Here is a 16,685-nt window from a genome sequence, read left to right as displayed (position 1 = left end):
CCTTTTTATGCTTTCGCAAGACGAACATGCCGCACTGCTTCACGCCACAGAACAACGGGCGATAGCGATTGCGCGCGTTGAAAGCCTGATGGTGCGCATCAACGACACCATCCCCGCGTACATCTCGTACGTGGACCGCGATCTGCGGTATGTCTACATCAACCAGACGTATCTCAATGCTTTTGGCCGCACGGCTGAGATGATCGAGGGCCACCTCGTTGCCGATGTGCTCGGCCCGTCCTTCCCGAACGTGCGCGATCATCTGCTCGCAGCTCTCGCGGGCCACGAAGAGCACTTTGAGACGCGCATGGGGACGGTTCATAGCGAACGCATTCTTTCCGTCGCGCACATTCCTGACCGCGATGCCACCGGCGACGTGATCGGCGTCATCATCCACGGTGCGGACATCACGGATCGCCGCCGTGCAGAAGCCGCACTGATGCAGAGCGAGAAGCTCGCCGCTGTAGGTCGGCTCGCCTCCACGATCGCGCATGAGATCAACAACCCGCTCGAGGCCGTGACGAACCTCATCTACCTCGCGCGAGCCTACTCGACCGATCCTCTCGCCATCGAGTATCTCGAGACCGCAGACCGCGAGCTCCGTCGCGTCTCCACCATCGCGAACAAAACGCTGCGCTTCAATAAGCAGTCTTCGAACCCGATGCCGACACATGCTGAGGATTTGCTTTCGAGCGTGCTGACCATCTACGAGGGTCGCCTCCGCAACTCCGGCATCGAGGTGGTCTCGGACCTGCGCGCAAAGGTTCCGGTGGTCTGCTTTGAAGGCGATGTGCGCCAGATCCTCAACAACCTGGTGAGCAACGCGATTGACGCGATGCCGCATGGTGGAAAGCTTCTGCTCCGCAGCCATGAAGCCCCGCATCCCCCCACGGGCCGCCGCGGGGTCGTGATCACTGTTGCGGACACAGGCTCTGGCATCTCGGCGTCTCATCTGCCGACCATCTTCGATCCGTTTTTCACCACGAAGGACATCAACGGCACAGGTCTTGGCCTTTGGGTGAGCAAAGAGATCGTCGACCGCCACAAGGGCACGCTGCGCGTCCGCAGTCGTGTCCGCGAAGACGCATCCGGCACAGTCTTTCGCCTCTTCTTACCTCACTCTTAGAAGTGAAGGTAGCGATGTGAAGGTAGCGGCTATCCAAGCAGCGCTAGAAATTCTCGCTCATCCTCGCGCAGCCGCTTGGCAATCGCCACCATCTTGCGCCCCATCGCCCGCTTTTCTCCGCCCTCAAGATAAGCCTCCAGCACTGCGGGATGCACGTAGCATTTGCGGCAAACGCTCGGCGTGTTGCCCAGCTTTTCGGCGACCTGCTTGATCGCCTCGACGACATTCTTCTTCGCCTTCGTCTTCGAGCCGCATTCCTCCATGGCACGCAACGCCATGCAAGCCAGCACGCTGCCTGACCATGTGCGAAAGTCTTTCGCCGTAAAGTGCTCGCCCGTCACTTCGCCGAGATATGCGTTCACGTCAGACGAATTGATGGAGTGCCGCGCGCCGTCATCGTCGACGTACTGAAACAGCTCCTGCCCTGGCAGCTCCTCGCACTGACGCACGATCTTCGCCAGCCGCGCATCGCGGAGGTCCACCGTATGATGCACGCCGCTCTTGCCATCGAAGCTGAACGTGATCTTCGAGCCCTTCACATCGACGTGCTTATTGCGCAGCGTCGTCAGGCCGTAGCTTTTGTTCGTGCGCGCGTACTCCTCGTTGCCCACGCGGATCAGCGTCTCTTCCATCAGACTGATCACCGTGGCCAGCACCTTCTCGCGCGGCAGACCGGGCAGCTTCAAATCCGCTTTCACCCGCCGCCGAATCTTCGGCAGCGCTTCGGCGAACAGCGCCATCCGTTCGTACTTCGTCGCGTCCCGCGAAGCCCGCCACTCGGCGTGATAGCGGCTCTGCTTGCGCCCTCGAGCATCACGCCCGGTACATTGCAGGTGTCCGTTCGCCTGCGCGCAGATCCACACCTCCGTCCATGCCGGAGGAATCACCAGAGCCTTGATCCGTCCCAGCGTTTCGGCGTCGCGCACAGCTTTACGCTCGGCGTCGACATAGCCGAAGCCCTTGCCCCGCTTCACCCGATGCAGCCCCGGCTGCCTGTCGGAAACATACCGCAGCCCCGCGGCCTTCGCCGCCACCACCGGATCCATCACTACCGCTATCTTCTTTGCGCGCATCGCCTCAGTCAGATGCCGCGCTGCAGCTTCGCGTTCACTTCCTTACAATGGAAGATGCAATGAAGCACGCCCTGAAGCCCTCGCAGTACGCGATCCTCATCGCCATCATGCTCACCGCCTCGGTGGGAGACACGCTGCTCTCGCACGGTATGGCGCAGGTCGGCGCCGTGGACTTCCAGCACCTGCACCTGCTCTGGCGCGCGCTGTCCAACCCCTTCATCGACGCCGGCATTCTGCTGCTCATCGGCTTCTTCGCCAGCTACATGACGGCGCTTTCCTGGGCCGACCTCACCTTCGTCATGCCTTCCACGGCCTTCGGCTACGTCGTCGTCGCGCTGCTTTCGCACTTCTGGCTGCATGAGCACCTGAGCGTCTCGCGCTGGGCGGGTATCGTGCTCATCACCTGCGCGGTCGGCTTCGTCGCCAACGGCCCAAGCCGCACCGAACACCCTGCCGAAGAGATTCTCGACGCCAACCTCGGCCGCTAGGTGTAATCTTCTACGCATGACGAGAGAAGAAGCCATCGCGCTGCGCCCTGCCTCGCGCGTTACCTACTGGACCAGCCTCGTCGCTGCAGCTCTTATCGTCGCGCTCGGTCTCGACTGGAGCTTCTTCGTCAAGCGCTTGTCCATCTTCGGCGAACTCGCCAGCGTGGCCGTGATCGCCGGGTATTCCGTGCTCGGTTTGCAGGCCTATCTCCGTCTCTTCCGCCCGGAAGTCTCCGCGAAGATCGCGTTACGGTTCTCCCCTGACACCAAAACCAGGCTTCGCCAAATCGGTGTCACCGCGCAGTTCCTCGGGCTGGGCGTCGCCATCTTCGGCATGTCGTCTCACCATCATGGCTGGGGCGTGCTGGGATGGGGAATCTACGCGCTGAATCCAGCTCTGGCCGATCTCGCCGGAGAGAGATTCACCGGCCCACCGCCCCCGGCTCGTCGGCAATATAACGCCAGCATCGGCCCCGCCACGCAGTGGCAACCGATCGCCTCTGATCACTGGCACGACCGATAGAAGCATCCCCAACGGCCCTCCGTGCACTCTCACTGAAAGCTGTTTCATCCGCTTGAGGTGTGCAAAATGCCCCGCCCCTACTGGTCCGGCCAGGTTCAAATCTCGCTCGTCAACTTCGGTGTGAAGCTCTTCGTCGCCACCGAAGCCAAGTCGCAGGTCACCTTCCATCAAATCGACCGCAAGACCGGCGAGCGTGTGCGTCATCAGAAGGTGCTCGCCTCCGCCGTCGAGACCGCGCCTGAAGAAGCCGCTGATCCGGTCGAGAAATCGCAGATCGTCAAAGGCTACGAGTACTCCAAGGGCCATTACATCCAGATCGAGCCCGAAGAGATCGCACACCTTCGCGTGCCCTCCAAGCACACCATGTCCGTCGACCACTTCGTGGACGAAGCCGAGATCGACCCTGAATTCTTCGAAAAGCCCTACTTCGTCGTCCCCGAAAACGACGCGCAGACCGAGGCCTTCCTCACCGTGCGCAAGGCCATGCTCGACACCAAGAAAATCGCCATTACCACCATCGCTTTCGGCGGCCGCGAACACATCGTCGCGCTCGCTCCTGCGGGAGACGGCCCCGTTGGCGGCATGATGGCCTACACCATGCGCTACGCCGCTGAACTCCGCCAGCCCGACGAGTATTTCCGCGACATCCGCAAACACAGCGTCGATGCCGACTCGCTTTCGCTCGCCAAAGAACTCATCAAGCGCAAGGCAGGTCATTTCCAGCCCGAGAAATTCATCGACGGCTACGAAGTCGCGCTGAAAGAACTCGTCGACGCCAAGCTCAAACACGCGCCAATCCCACGCGATGAAGCTCCAGCGGCCAAACCCGGCAAGGTCGTCTCACTCATGGACGCATTGAAGAAGTCCATCGCGGACAAAGCCGCCGATGAAGACGAAGAAACGCCCGCAGCCAAGCCTAAGAAGCACGCGCTGAAGCTCGTAAAGAGCACGAAAGCCGCACCCAGGAAGGCTGCGAAAGCTCCAAAGCGTAAGACCGCATAAGCCCTGACACACTGCCTCACTGAACTCTGGATGAAGCGCCCACCGCCACCATCCTCAACCGCTTCCAGCAATCTTCGAGCATCGATGGCGACCAAGAAAACAACAACGAAGAAGTCCACAAAATCCGCCCCTGCAAAACCACGCGCTGCGAAGAAGTCGACCGTCTCTGCGGATGCCGTGGACGAGCAGCTCGCGCGTTATCGCTCGATGCGCGACTTCAAGATCACCGACGAACCCGCTGGCAGCGACAAGCCCCTGAAGTCCAAGCCGGCGAAGACGACCCGTGCCACCAGCATGTCGCGCGGTCTCCCCTTTGTGATTCAGAAACACGCAGCCTCGCATCTCCACTACGATTTTCGCCTCGGCTGGGCGGGTGTTCTGAAGTCCTGGGCGGTTGCCAAAGGCCCCAGCTTCAACCCCAAGGATCGCCGCCTCGCCATCGAGGTTGAAGACCATCCCATGGAGTACGGCGGCTTTGAAGGCATCATCCCCGAAGGACAGTACGGCGGCGGCACCGTCATGGTCTGGGACCAGGGCACATGGTGGCCGCAGCCCGGACATGAGAACGTCTCCGCCGGTCTTCGCGAAGGCTCGTTGAAGTTTGAAATGCACGGCAAAAAGATGCGCGGTAAGTGGACGCTCGTGCGCATGAAGCCCCGCCCCGGCGAGAAGAAACCGCAGTGGCTGCTCATCAAAGAGCACGATGAGTTCGAGCGCGGTCCCGACGATAAGTGCATCACCGACAGCGAGCCGAACTCCGCCGTCACCGGTCGATCGCTCGATCAGATCGCCGGCGAAGGTGACCACGTCTGGAACTCCAAAGACACCGCTGGCACCGGCAAAGCGTGGTATCGCCGCGCACCGGGAAGCACCGAGCCAACCGCACAAGAACCTCCCAAGTTGAAGAAGGCGGGCCGCTCCAAGGCTCGCCTTTCGCACGATTCAACCCTCGACCCACTCCCCCGCGAATCACAGCCCGACTTCCTTCCGCCACAGCTTGCCGTGGAAGCCACCGAACCTCCAGCGACCGCCGCGTGGTTGCACGAAATCAAGCTCGATGGCTATCGCATTCAAGCGCGCAAGCACGGCGACAAGGTGCAACTGCTCACGCGCAAAGGCCTCGACTGGACGCATCGCATGAAGCCCGTCGCAGAAGCTGTCTCACGACTCGCTGTCGACGACGTCACGCTCGACGGTGAAGTCTGCGTCATCGACGAACACGGCGTCACCTCCTTCGCCGCGCTGCAGGCGTGGTTTCAGCAGAACGAGCCCGCGCCGCTCACTTACTTCGCCTTCGACCTGCTCCACCTCGACGGCCACAACCCGCGCAACCTACCTCTACGCGAGCGCAAGCAAATCCTGGCAAAGCTGCTGACGAACGCGGACGAGACCCTCCAGCTCTCCGAAGACGTAAGCGACCCCGGCAGCGAAGTACTGGCGCACGCTTGCAAGCTGCATGCCGAAGGCATCGTCTCCAAGCGCGCCGACGCGCCGTACCGCGGCACTCGCAGCAACGATTGGCTCAAGTCGAAGTGCCTTCGCGAGCAGGAGTTCGTCATCTGCGGCTGGACAGACTCCAGCACCAGCGCCCACGCCCTCGGCTCATTGCTGCTGGGTGTTTACGACGACGCAGGCACGCTCCATTACTGCGGCCGCACCGGCACCGGCTTCACGCAGACGACGCGCAAGCTTCTCCACGCGCAGCTCGCCAAGCTCGCCGCGAACTCCTGCCCCTTCCCACGCAAGCCGGCCGACGCCCGCTCCGACGTGCATTGGGTGAAGCCGAGGCTCGTCGCGCAGGTGCGCTTTGCGACGTGGACCTCCGACAACCTCGTCAGGCAGGCCGCCTTTCTCGGTCTCCGCGAAGACAAGCCCGCCGAAGAAGTTCGCCGTGAAGAAGCGACGGTCGCGCCCACGCCGAAAGCCGCCCGCGCCGCACACACTACGCACGCCCACGCAGCGCATATGACCAAGCCCGCCGCGAAAGCCACAGAGCACGCGCCAGTGCGTCTCACGCATCCCGACAAGATTCTCGATACCGAATCACAGCTCACCAAGCAGGAGCTCGCCGACTACTACTGGGCTGTCGCGCCACACATGCTCCCTGCCCTTGAGGGCCGGCCGCTTTCGCTCGTTCGCTGCCCCGAAGGCGCAGGCCATCCATGCTTCTACCAGAAGCATGCGAACCACACGCTGCCCGCGGGCGTCGGGTCGGTCATGGTGCCCGACAAGAAAACCGGCGACCCCGAGCCTTACATCACGCTCGACACGCCGGAAGCCCTCGCCGGGCTCGCTCAGATGGGCGTGCTCGAGGTGCATCCGTGGGGCTCGCGCAACGACAACCTCGAGCATCCCGATCGCCTCATCCTCGACCTCGATCCCGACGAATCGCTGACCTGGCCCACGCTCGCCGCGGCCGCCGAAGAGGTTCGCAAACTCCTCAAGAAGCTTGGCCTCACCAGCTTCTTGAAAACCACCGGCGGCAAGGGTCTGCATGTCGTCGCGCCGCTGGAGCCCACGCTCACGTGGCCGGAATTGAAGGACGCTGCGCACCGCATCGTCCTTTCGCTCGAACGCCAGAACCCTGCACTCTATCTCACCAAGATGACCAAGGCCGCGCGCGTAGGAAAGATCTACCTCGACTACCTGCGCAACGAGCGCGGCGCCACCGCCGTCGCGCCGTTCAGTCCACGTGCCCGCCTTGGCTGCGCGGTCTCGTTCCCTTTGCCATGGTCAGCGCTCAAGGAAAAGTCGCACCCACGCCGCACCGTGAAAGACTTCCCCACGTGGCGCGACGAGCTCCGCCACGATCCGTGGAAGGCTTTCGCTTCTACGCGTCAGCGCCTCGAACTCAGTAACGTCAAGGAACTCGGTTAGATACCTCACTCGATTCTCAGCGCGCTCCACAACGCAACAGGTGTCGTTTGCATCGAACCAAGAGATATAGGGAGACGTTGCCACATGGCTGCACAGAACACTACCCCCATGCCGACACCAGCTTCCCTTGAGACACCCCCGACTTTTTCGGTGGATCCCAACGCCGCGGAAGGCTTGCTTTCCGCCGCACAGCTTGGCCAGCGAATCAAGCGCCTGCGCCTGAAGCGTTCCATGGGTCTCGTCGAGCTGGGTAAGCAAACAGGACTTTCGGCAAGTTTTCTTTCGCAGCTTGAAACCGGTCGTGTTGTTCCAACGCTGCGCAACCTGGCGCGCATTTCTCTGGTCTTCGGCAAAGACCTGAGCTACTTCTTCGAGCCGACAGAACAAGCGATCTTCCGCGTGCAGCGTAAAAACAGCCGCGTCCGCCTTCCGCAGGGCGATAACCCGCTCTCACCCGATTACATCTCCGAGAGCTTTGGCATCCTGATCCCCGAAGGCGATCTGCGTCCCTGTCGAGCCGAGTTTCTCCCCGGCGACGAGCACGATGCGTTCATTCCCGAGCGCAAGCCGGGTGTGGAGATGGTCTACGTGCTGTCTGGCGAACTACGTCTGACGCGCCGCAACGAAACCTACATTCTGCAGCCAAGCGACGTGTTGTACATCTCCTCCGATACCCCGCGCAGCTATCACGCGGAAGGCAAGGAAGCCGCTCACGCTCTGCTGATCACCTTCGATCAGGAACCCTCGGAGCTTCGTCGCCCGCGGAAGCCGGCTCCGGTGCGGGCAGAATCCTAAGAGCAGGCTCGCTCAGCCTCCAAGCGGTGCTACTATAGCGTTTTCCCTTTGGAAACAGGAGAAACGTACATGGCCAGCACCGCCGCTGCACCCGCTATTACCTCAACCTCTGCCGCATCCTTGCCCGAAATCAACCACTGGGTCAGCGGCAAGAAGGTTCCCGGCACCTCCGGTCGTTTCTCCGATGTCTTCAACCCAGCCACCGGCCACGCCCAGGCACGCGTTCCCCTCGCAACTGACGCAGAAGTCGATGCGGCTATCGCATCTGCGGTAGCCGCGTTCCCGGAATGGTCGAACTGGCCGCCGCTACGCCGCGCGCGTGTCATGTTCCGCTTCCGCGAGATCTTTGAGTCGCGCATGGACGAGCTCGCCGCCGTCATCACGAGCGAGCATGGCAAAGTCTTCTCGGACGCCAAAGGCGAGTGTACGCGTGGCCTCGAAAACATCGAGTTCGCCACCGGCATCCCGCAGATGCTCAAGGGCGAATTCACTGAGCAGGTCGGCACCGGCATCGATGCCTACAGCGTGCGCCAGCCGCTTGGCGTCGTCGCTGGCATTACGCCCTTCAACTTCCCTGCCATGGTCCCCATGTGGATGGCCCCGATGGCACTGGCGTGCGGCAACTGCTTCATCCTCAAGCCGTCCGAGCGCGATCCCTCGGCAGCGCTGCTCATCGCTTCATGGCTCAAGGAAGCTGGCCTTCCTGACGGTGTCTTCAGCGTAGTACACGGCGACAAGACCTCCGTCGATCGCCTTCTCGAACATCCCGACGTCAAGGCAGTTAGCTTTGTCGGATCCACGCCCATCGCCGAGTACGTCTACGCCACCGGTACGAAGCACGGCAAGCGTGTGCAGGCCCTGGGCGGCGCGAAGAACCACATGATCGTCATGCCCGATGCCGACCTCGACCAGGCTGCAGACGCGCTTGTGGGCGCAGCGTATGGCTCTGCGGGCGAGCGCTGCATGGCCATCTCGGTCGCCGTGACAGTCGGCAAGGAGACGGCCGACAACCTCCTTGACAAGCTGAAGTCGCGCATCGCCGATCTCCGCATCGGCAACGGTGCTCCGTCCTCGGAGAAGGAGCCCGACCTCGGCCCGCTCGTTACCAGCCAGCACCTTGCGCGCGTCGAAGGCTACATCGACCTCGGCAAGACCGAAGGCGCAGAGCTGCTCGTGGATGGCCGCACCGCCGCGCTGCCCGCAGGCGACGGCTTCTTCCTCGGCGCCTGCCTCTTCGACCACGTGAAGCCCGAGATGAAGATCTACAAGGAAGAGATCTTCGGACCGGTGCTCGGCATCGTGCGCACGAATACCTTCGAAACCGCACTCGAACTCATCAACGAGCACGAGTTCGGCAATGGCACCAGCATCTTCACGCGCGACGGCGACACCGCTCGAGACTTCGCGCGCCGCGTGCAGGCTGGCATGGTCGGCATCAACGTGCCTATCCCGGTGCCGATGGCCTTCCACTCGTTCGGCGGCTGGAAGCGTTCGCTCTTCGGCGACCACTCGATCTACGGCCCCGAAGGCATGCGCTTCTACACCCGCATCAAGACCGTGACCGCACGCTGGCCCACGGGCATCCGCACTGGCGTCGACACGACTATGCCGACCCTCGGGTAAACGGCCCACAGCACCCATGAGGGGTAGAGCCGATCGGTTCTACCCTTCTTCCATTCCGTCCCCCAAGCGGTTGACGAGGCCCGAATCGTCAACAAACTCGGCATATAATTGGGCTATCCTCAGAGGCCCCTATGCTGCGTTCCCTGCTGCGCCCCGCAGCCTCGCTGTACTTGTTTTTGCTCTTCGCTGCTGCGTCCGCCGGACTGGCACAGACCTTCCGTAGCGCGGTCGTGCAGGAAGTCTCAGGCACGCCCACCAATCTGGCGACCGCAGACTTCAACAAGGATGGCCACCCGGACATCGTCTATCAGGACGCGCATACTGGCGGCAGCCTGCACGTCATGCAGAACAACGGTTCCGGCACCTTCACTGAGGTTCAGCAGATCGCAGTTCTGGCCGGCATCGGTGGCAAGATCACCGCTGCGGACGTGAACAACGACGGATTCCCCGATCTCATCGTTGCCTATGACGGATACGACACACTCACGATTCCGCCTGAGTTCAATGTCTTCCTGAACAACGGCAACGGCACCTTCGGCACCGCGATTGCCTCCACCTATCCGATAACCTCGGGACCAGATGACCCCTACTACCATCTTGCTGTCGCCGACTTCGACAAAGACGGACATATGGACTTCGTCTTCACGTCTACCGGATGCGGTGTTTGCGTGATGCGGGGCGATGGCAATGGGCACTTCCAACCGTACGTGAGCTCCGGCGCGGCGTTCGATGCCGATGTTTTCGTCGGCGACTTCAACGAAGACGGGCGGCCTGACTTCGTGGTGCGCAACCTGTTCGAAGTCGACCTCTTCCTCAATCAAGGGTCGTCCTTTCAGCAGATCAAGATCAGCCCATTCCTCTATCAGCAACAAGGCCTCTACGTAGCGGACATCAACCACGACGGCCATCTCGACATCCTCTACGGATCGAATTACTCCCTTCAAGCCGCGATGGGGCTGGGTGATGGCACCTTTGTGACGAACACAGTGGGGGCACTCGTCGCGCCTATCCTTTCAGTGGCCGACACCAACGGCGACGGACTCGCCGACATCATCTCGAGTTCTGACATTGGCCCTATCGCAATGATCCAGAACACCTCGGGGAAATTCAGCTACACCTCTCTGCAGGGCGTCGCAGGAGGAGACAAGGGGCTGCTCTCACCTGTCTACGCGGACTTCGACGGCGATGGTCTGGGCGATATCATCACCGGAGCGACCGGCGCATTGATCACCATGAAGGGTGTGGCGAACGGCACCTTTGCCGGAGCCACCTCCTTCTACACCCAGAGCGACGCGCTCGATGTACAGATTACGGACTTCAACCGGGACGGCAACCCTGACGTAGAAGTCACAGCAGGAGGCGGGAGCTACTATGGCTCCCTCTACGCTTTCACCGGCGACGGTCAGGGCAACTTCGCAGAAAGCGGCCAAATGTCCTCGGGCGGACTCACCTACTCCGGACAGTCCAGCATTGCGGACTTCAACGGTGATGGACTCCCCGATGTCTTCAACACGGGATACATCGTCTACGGCAGCGGCACTCTCGGAACGTTTGCCCAAACGCCGAAACAGATCGCCCCTTTGCCGACCGGCAATCATCCCTCCGGATACTCGACGGTCGCGGACTTCAATGAAGATGGCTATCCCGATGCCCTCTACTCCACGGCGTCTGGTGGATACGGCGGTGGCAACTATCTGGTACTCGCGGTCTCTACCGGACTCAACGCGTATAGCAGTACGATCCTCAATGTTCCAGCGACTCCACTCGCGGTAGTGGCGAAAGACATCAACCACGACGGCCATGTGGATCTCGTCGTCGCGTCTACCACGCAGGTCTTTGTCTACCTGGGCGATGGCAAAGGGAACCTGACGCTCGCGCAAACGCTCGAGCTGGGCTTCAGTACGATGCCCTCCAACGGCGCCTACGGTCCGTTTGCAGACTTGGAAGTGGCCGACGTCGACGGCGATGGCAACCTCGATCTGCTGGTGCCGATTCAGACGATGCCGCTGATTCGCATCTTCTACGGCAAAGCAGACGGAACCTTCGAAGCGCCAGTATCTCTGACCACGCAGTACCCCGTCGGCTTCGTCACCGTAGCGGATATCGACCTCGACGGCCGTCAGGACCTTGTACTCGGTGGACATGGACTGGTTCGCATCTTGCACGGGCTAGGTTCACGCACTTTCGGCGCACCGCAGTCGCTCGCGGGTAACTCGTCGCCACAAAAGATTCGTGTTGCTGACGTGAATCATGATGGCAATCCCGATCTGATCGTCCCGAACGGCGGCATCAATACTTTTCTGGATCCCGGCCAAAGCTTCACCGTCCTCGTGAACGCCACGGCCCCGGCTGCTCCAGCCTCCTCCACGACACTAACGTGCCTGCCGAGCCGCATCAACATTGGCGACACCGCTCAGCTGACAGCTTTAGTCACGGCATCCTCAGGCACGCCGACAGGGTCGATCACCTTCACGGACAACGGCGCCACACTCAGCACTCTCGCCTTGGCCAACGGTAGTGCTTCCATCGGTTACCTCGGGGCCGTCGCTGGAGTGCACAGCCTCGTAGCCAGCTTCACCCCGACAAACAACTTCTCGCCGAGCAATGCATCCTGCCAGGAAACCGTGGTCGGGCTCCCGACGACCGCCTCGCTGACAGCCACACCGACGGCCCTGCAATACGGTTCGCCCGTAACGCTGACAGCTACCGTCGCTGCGACAAACGCGCCCGGGCCATCTGTGCCGACCGGCACCGTCACGTTCTACAGCAACGGCGCGCTGCTCGGCTCCGCAACGCTGAACAATGGCGTAGCAAGCTTGGCCGCCAGCAGTCTTGGGGTAGGTGTAGACAATCTCACCTGCAGCTACGGCGGCAACGCAATTTACCTTGCGAGTAACTGCAACACCGTACCCGCGACAGTGGATGCAGCGGCCTCATCACTCACCCTGACATCGAGCAATAACCCCGCTCCTGCGCTTACGCCGGTCACCTTCACCGCTCAGCTCTCGATCAACGGACAACATGCCGCGGCGGGAACGGTCATCGCGCTCAGCATCAACGGTCAGACGATCAATCTCACCACGGACGGCACTGGTTCGGCGAAGTACACGACCACTACGCTGACGAGCGGGACGTATCCAGTAACAGCAACGACCGTCGCCACGTCTACAACGCAGAGCAGCTCGGCCGCCCTTAGCGAAGTCATCACCGCCAACGCGACCGCTACGAACCTCACCATCGTCCCCAATCCGGCTTATATGAGCCAGCTTGTGACGATGACAGCGACGGTCGCCTCCCCACAGGCAGGCGTGCCCACTCCTGTCGGCAGCATCCTCTTCACCGACGGGACGACAACGCTTTCGACCCAACCGCTGAATAGCGCAGGTGTGGCTACGTTCTCCACCTCTACACTCGCCGTCGGCACGCATCCCATCACGGCGAGCTATGTGCCTGCGATCACGAGCTATGCAAGCTCCACCTCTACGGTTGTGAACGAAGTCATCCTGCCGAGCGACTTCATGATCACGTTGTCGTCTGCAAGCATCACGCTCGCGCCCGGTTCAACGGGAACGGTCACGGTGCAACTTGCCAGCGTCGGCAACTTCGCAGGCCCGCTCACGCTCACACTGGGCGCGTTGCCAGCCTACGCAACGGCTTCCCTGAAGCCAACGAGCGTGACTCTCACTGCTGGCTCGACAGCGACCTCCACGCTCACGATCAACACCGCAATGAAGGCCGGGAATGCTCTCCCGGAAAAGCCGGGCTCGAAGGATCTGCCCCTGCTTTTCTGCGGCTTCTTCCTTCTCGGCCTGCCAGTCCTCGCGAAAAGTGCCCGGAAGCCAGTCCGTCTGCTGTTGTCACTGCTGCTGATGATGGCGCTTCAGTCCACCGTTGGTTGCACGCACTCTTACTACACGTTGACGACTGTCTCGACGGGCAGCTATCAACTGCCCGTCACCGCTACGGATGCCAACCACAACCCAAAAACTGCGATACTCACCGTGATCGTGAAATGACGCTGGCCGTTTCCTAATCGAAGATCACCGTCTTGTTTTCGTAGTGCAGGATGCGATGCTCCAGGTGCCACCGTACCGCGCGCGAAAGCACGACACGCTCTAAGTCGCGGCCCTTGCGGATCAAGTCGGGGATCGTATCTCCCTGCGTAACGCGCGTCACGTCCTGCTCGATGATCGGACCTTCATCCAGGTCAGCGGTGACGTAATGGCTCGTCGCACCGATCAGCTTTACGCCACGACGAAACGCCGCATGATACGGCTTCGAGCCGATGAACGCTGGCAGGAACGAGTGATGCACATTGATGATCTTCGTCTTCCACTGCTCGACAAACTCCGCCGAGATGATCTGCATGTATCGCGCAAGCACGACCAGATCGATGCGATGCTCTGCGAGTAGACGCATCTGCTCGGCTTCGACCTCAGCTTTGTTGCCCTTCACTGGAAGCAGAACGAATGGCACACCGTAGAACTCCGCCAGCTTCTGCCCATCGGCGTGATTGCCCACGATCAGCGGAATCTCGCACTCAAACTCACCCGCCTGATATCGCTGCAGCAAGTCCGCCAGACAGTGCAGATGCTGCGAAACAAACAGGCAGACACGCAGTTTGCGGCCCGACGGCGCAATCTGCCAGCGCATCGCATACTCCTCTGCGATCCGCTCGAATCGAGCGCCAAACTCTTGCTGCAAACTCTCATGCTCGCGAGCAAGATACTCGAACTCCACGCGCATGAAGAAACGCCCAAGCTCCGCGTCCTGATGCTGACCGGCATGAAGAATGTTTGCGTCGAATTCACTGACAAGAAACGTCATGATCGCTGCAACCAATCCCTTGCGGTCCGGGCATTCCAGCAACAACACAGCTTTTGTCATAAGAATTCTCAACCCAAGTATGACGGAACACACAGCGCTCCGCTAGGAACGACGCGGCTCAACCTATAACGTTTCCCAGCTCTGATGCGAAGACCGCAGACTCGATCTCGCCAAAAAGCATGTCGAGATCGCGTAAGGTCTCCTCCTCCGTTGGGCGACTCGCCAGCACGGTGTACGAAAACGTCACCAAGCGAAGATGATTCGGCGGCAGCTCATTCGCCACGATCCAGTAGTGAAGGATCAGCGGAACCCCTTGCTCGAACGCCATCTCACTGTAGCGGAACACTGGATGCCCATCCGCCCGCACACGCGTTTCGCATCCTGGCACGCGCCGCCTGATCGGAGCTGTCACCCGATCAAGATTATCCCTTGCGGACACCGCCCCCACAGGCTTTGGACTCTCCATGGTGATGACCTTCACGCGCAACGTACCCGAGTCAGGCGTGTCCTCGTAGAACATGCCGCCATCCACATCCGAATACTCTTCGAGCCAGGTCGCAGGGACGCGAAACGCAACTACTCCACCGCGATAAACAATCGTCTTCATGTCCATGTACGAACCAGTCTATCGCCGCCCCAAAACACAACGGCGAGCCCAAAGGCTCGCCGTCATGTTCACTTACAACTTAGAACGTACAACTCCCTACAGCAGACCACCCGCGATCGACGGAATCAGCATGATCTCATCGCCATCTGCGAACTCCAAGCCATCGCCACCGAGGAAGCGAATGTCCTCATCGTTCACATACACGTTGATGAACTTGCGCAGCTTGCCGTTCTCATCCTTCACGTTCTCAGCCAGCGCCGGAAACTTCTCGCCAAACTCCGCGATCAATCCGGGCAGGTTCTTCGCATCCGACGTAAACGCCTTCTGTCCATCCGTATGACGGGCCAACGCCGTCGGCAACACAACCTTGATGCTCACTACTTCGTACCTCCAACCAGCTCTACTTCTTCTTCCGCTACGCCCGTGATGAGCGAAGCGTCTGACTCACGCAGAAACGCGTCAAACTCCGCGAGACGCGGCTTCACCGCGCGCTCTTCTGCAAACTTGCCCACCAGCGGATCAGTCGTCTTCAGGCCGTTGCCAGTGATCACCGAAACCGTCAGCTCGTCCTTACCGATGCGGCCATCCGCATAGAGCTTCGCGGTCACCGCCGTGGTCACACCACCAGCCGTCTCCGTGAAGATGCCCTCGGTCTCCGCAAGCTCCTGAATGCCGCTGACGATCTCGACATCGCTCACATCTTCCGCATAGCCGCCGGTCGACTGAATCATCTTCGAAGCCGCAGGACCATCCGCCGGGTTACCGATCGCCAGCGAACGCGCAATCGTGTTCGGACGCTGCGGCTCAATGTCATCCCAGCCATTCTTCACCGAGTGCGAGATCGGCGAGCATCCCGTCGCCTGCGCGCCAAAGAACTTCACCGGCTTGTCTTCGACGATGCCAAGAGCCACGAGCTCCGCAAACGCCTTCTTGATCTTGCGGATCAGCGAGCCGCCGGCCATCGGGCAGACGATGTTGTCCGGCAGACGCCAGCCAAGCTGCTCGGCGATCTCATAGCCGACGGTCTTCGAACCTTCCGCGTAGTACGGGCGCAGGTTCACGTTCACGAAGCCCCACTTGTACTCATCCGCGATCAGCGTGCAGAGGCGGTTCACGTGGTCGTAGTTGCCTTCAATGCGCACGAGCTTCGCGCCGTAGACCTGGGTGTTCAAGATCTTCGCCGGCTCCAGATCGCTCGGCACCAGAATGCAGGCGCGCAGACCGAGGCGCGTCGATTGCGCAGCCACCGAGTTCGCCAGATTGCCCGTCGACGAGCAGCCCACCACATCAAAGCCAAAGTGCTGCGCGTTCGCCAACGCCACCGCGACCACGCGGTCCTTGAAGCTCAGCGTCGGGAAGCAAACAGCATCGTTCTTCACATACAGATTCGTCGCGCCGATGCGCTTGCCGAGACGGTCGGCCTTCACCAGCGGCGTGAAGCCCACCGGCAGATCAGGCTGATGGCCTTCGGGGATCGGAAGCAGTTCCTTGTAGCGCCAGATGTTCGCCGGGCCGGCCGCAACCGACTCCTTCGTGAAGCGCCCACGCACGCTGTCGAGGTCATACTGCACTTCGAGCGGCGCCAGGCAATCCGGGCAAGCCGACAACGGCACATTGCCAAAGCCCTTCTTGCACTCCGGGCACTTCAGCTCATACACGGTACACGACGATTCCGACATGAAACATCCTCCGAGCGGAGTTTGCCCGGGAACGTTGCTGAGACTAACTTTCTCTTGGAGAGGGC

13 protein-coding genes are annotated in these 16,685 nt (G+C 61.0%); 8 read left to right on the top strand and 5 right to left on the bottom strand.

Features of this window, described 5'->3' with window-relative positions; genetic code table 11:
- The first annotated feature begins 7 nt into the window (after nt 1-7).
- Nucleotides 8-1,126, top strand: a complete 1,119-nt coding sequence (locus OHL11_RS14090; protein WP_263372168.1) for a two-component system sensor histidine kinase NtrB — start codon at nt 8-10, stop codon at nt 1,124-1,126.
- Nucleotides 1,127-1,155: 29 nt separating this feature from the next.
- Here OHL11_RS14090 and OHL11_RS14085 read toward each other — a convergent pair whose 3' ends face one another.
- Nucleotides 1,156-2,199 (bottom strand): DNA topoisomerase IB, encoded by a 1,044-nt coding sequence (locus tag OHL11_RS14085; protein ID WP_263372167.1) that lies wholly within the window; start codon nt 2,197-2,199, stop codon nt 1,156-1,158.
- A gap of 59 nt (nt 2,200-2,258) precedes the next feature.
- On the opposite strand from OHL11_RS14085, the gene OHL11_RS14080 reads away from it, so the two are divergent.
- From OHL11_RS14080 to OHL11_RS14050, 7 genes are all read left to right on the top strand, one after another.
- On the top strand, nt 2,259-2,687 hold the full coding sequence (locus tag OHL11_RS14080; RefSeq protein WP_263372166.1) for a DMT family transporter: 429 nt from the start codon (nt 2,259-2,261) through the stop codon (nt 2,685-2,687).
- A gap of 16 nt (nt 2,688-2,703) precedes the next feature.
- Entirely contained in the window at nt 2,704-3,210 is a 507-nt protein-coding gene (locus tag OHL11_RS14075; RefSeq protein ID WP_263372164.1) for a hypothetical protein, read from the top strand.
- A gap of 66 nt (nt 3,211-3,276) precedes the next feature.
- Complete coding sequence (gene ku / locus OHL11_RS14070; protein ID WP_263372163.1) at nt 3,277-4,212, top strand: non-homologous end joining protein Ku; 936 nt, start codon at nt 3,277-3,279, stop codon at nt 4,210-4,212.
- Nucleotides 4,213-4,296: 84 nt separating this feature from the next.
- On the top strand, nt 4,297-7,089 hold the full coding sequence (gene ligD, locus OHL11_RS14065) for a DNA ligase D (protein WP_263372162.1): 2,793 nt from the start codon (nt 4,297-4,299) through the stop codon (nt 7,087-7,089).
- A gap of 84 nt (nt 7,090-7,173) precedes the next feature.
- Nucleotides 7,174-7,884: a helix-turn-helix domain-containing protein gene (locus OHL11_RS14060; protein ID WP_263372161.1), complete on the top strand. Its 711-nt coding sequence runs from the start codon at nt 7,174-7,176 to the stop codon at nt 7,882-7,884.
- A gap of 69 nt (nt 7,885-7,953) precedes the next feature.
- Nucleotides 7,954-9,507, top strand: a complete 1,554-nt coding sequence (locus OHL11_RS14055; protein ID WP_263372160.1) for a CoA-acylating methylmalonate-semialdehyde dehydrogenase — start codon at nt 7,954-7,956, stop codon at nt 9,505-9,507.
- Between the two features lie 131 nt (nt 9,508-9,638).
- Nucleotides 9,639-13,523 (top strand): FG-GAP-like repeat-containing protein, encoded by a 3,885-nt coding sequence (locus OHL11_RS14050; protein ID WP_263372159.1) that lies wholly within the window; start codon nt 9,639-9,641, stop codon nt 13,521-13,523.
- 13 nt (nt 13,524-13,536) lie between these two features.
- Here OHL11_RS14050 and purU read toward each other — a convergent pair whose 3' ends face one another.
- The 4 genes from purU to thrC all read right to left on the bottom strand — a co-directional run bounded on the left by purU (nt 13,537) and on the right by thrC (nt 16,620).
- The gene (gene purU / locus OHL11_RS14045; protein ID WP_263372158.1) at nt 13,537-14,394 is read right to left on the bottom strand and encodes a formyltetrahydrofolate deformylase; all 858 of its coding nucleotides are present in this window, start codon (nt 14,392-14,394) and stop codon (nt 13,537-13,539) included.
- A 58-nt stretch (nt 14,395-14,452) separates the two neighbouring features.
- On the bottom strand, nt 14,453-14,941 hold the full coding sequence (locus OHL11_RS14040) for a hypothetical protein (protein ID WP_263372157.1): 489 nt from the start codon (nt 14,939-14,941) through the stop codon (nt 14,453-14,455).
- Between the two features lie 96 nt (nt 14,942-15,037).
- Nucleotides 15,038-15,319 (bottom strand): MoaD/ThiS family protein, encoded by a 282-nt coding sequence (locus tag OHL11_RS14035; RefSeq protein ID WP_263372156.1) that lies wholly within the window; start codon nt 15,317-15,319, stop codon nt 15,038-15,040.
- Nucleotides 15,319-16,620 carry a threonine synthase gene (gene thrC, locus OHL11_RS14030; RefSeq protein ID WP_263372155.1) on the bottom strand — a complete coding sequence of 434 codons (1,302 nt, stop codon included), beginning with the start codon at nt 16,618-16,620 and terminating at the stop codon, nt 15,319-15,321. Before thrC ends, OHL11_RS14035 begins: the two co-directional genes overlap by 1 nt.
- Between the last annotated feature and the right edge of the window lie 65 nt (nt 16,621-16,685).

The sequence above is a fragment of the Granulicella cerasi genome (genome assembly GCF_025685575.1).
Classification (GTDB): domain Bacteria; phylum Acidobacteriota; class Terriglobia; order Terriglobales; family Acidobacteriaceae; genus Granulicella; species Granulicella cerasi.
The sequence above is the reverse complement of the archived record's forward strand: the minus strand, read 5'-3'. Positions and strand labels throughout refer to the sequence as shown.

Excerpts from the sequence above, each read along its gene's own strand:
- OHL11_RS14090 (WP_263372168.1), top strand. The coding sequence starts at position 8 with ATGCTTTCGCAAGACGAACATGCCGCACTGCTTCACGCCACAGAACAA.
- OHL11_RS14085 (WP_263372167.1), bottom strand. The coding sequence starts at position 2,199 with ATGCGCGCAAAGAAGATAGCGGTAGTGATGGATCCGGTGGTGGCGGCG.
- OHL11_RS14080 (WP_263372166.1), top strand. The coding sequence starts at position 2,259 with ATGAAGCACGCCCTGAAGCCCTCGCAGTACGCGATCCTCATCGCCATC.
- OHL11_RS14075 (WP_263372164.1), top strand. The coding sequence starts at position 2,704 with ATGACGAGAGAAGAAGCCATCGCGCTGCGCCCTGCCTCGCGCGTTACC.
- ku (WP_263372163.1), top strand. The coding sequence starts at position 3,277 with ATGCCCCGCCCCTACTGGTCCGGCCAGGTTCAAATCTCGCTCGTCAAC.
- ligD (WP_263372162.1), top strand. The coding sequence starts at position 4,297 with ATGGCGACCAAGAAAACAACAACGAAGAAGTCCACAAAATCCGCCCCT.
- OHL11_RS14060 (WP_263372161.1), top strand. The coding sequence starts at position 7,174 with ATGGCTGCACAGAACACTACCCCCATGCCGACACCAGCTTCCCTTGAG.
- OHL11_RS14055 (WP_263372160.1), top strand. The coding sequence starts at position 7,954 with ATGGCCAGCACCGCCGCTGCACCCGCTATTACCTCAACCTCTGCCGCA.
- OHL11_RS14050 (WP_263372159.1), top strand. The coding sequence starts at position 9,639 with ATGCTGCGTTCCCTGCTGCGCCCCGCAGCCTCGCTGTACTTGTTTTTG.
- purU (WP_263372158.1), bottom strand. The coding sequence starts at position 14,394 with ATGACAAAAGCTGTGTTGTTGCTGGAATGCCCGGACCGCAAGGGATTG.
- OHL11_RS14040 (WP_263372157.1), bottom strand. The coding sequence starts at position 14,941 with ATGAAGACGATTGTTTATCGCGGTGGAGTAGTTGCGTTTCGCGTCCCT.
- thrC (WP_263372155.1), bottom strand. The coding sequence starts at position 16,620 with ATGTCGGAATCGTCGTGTACCGTGTATGAGCTGAAGTGCCCGGAGTGC.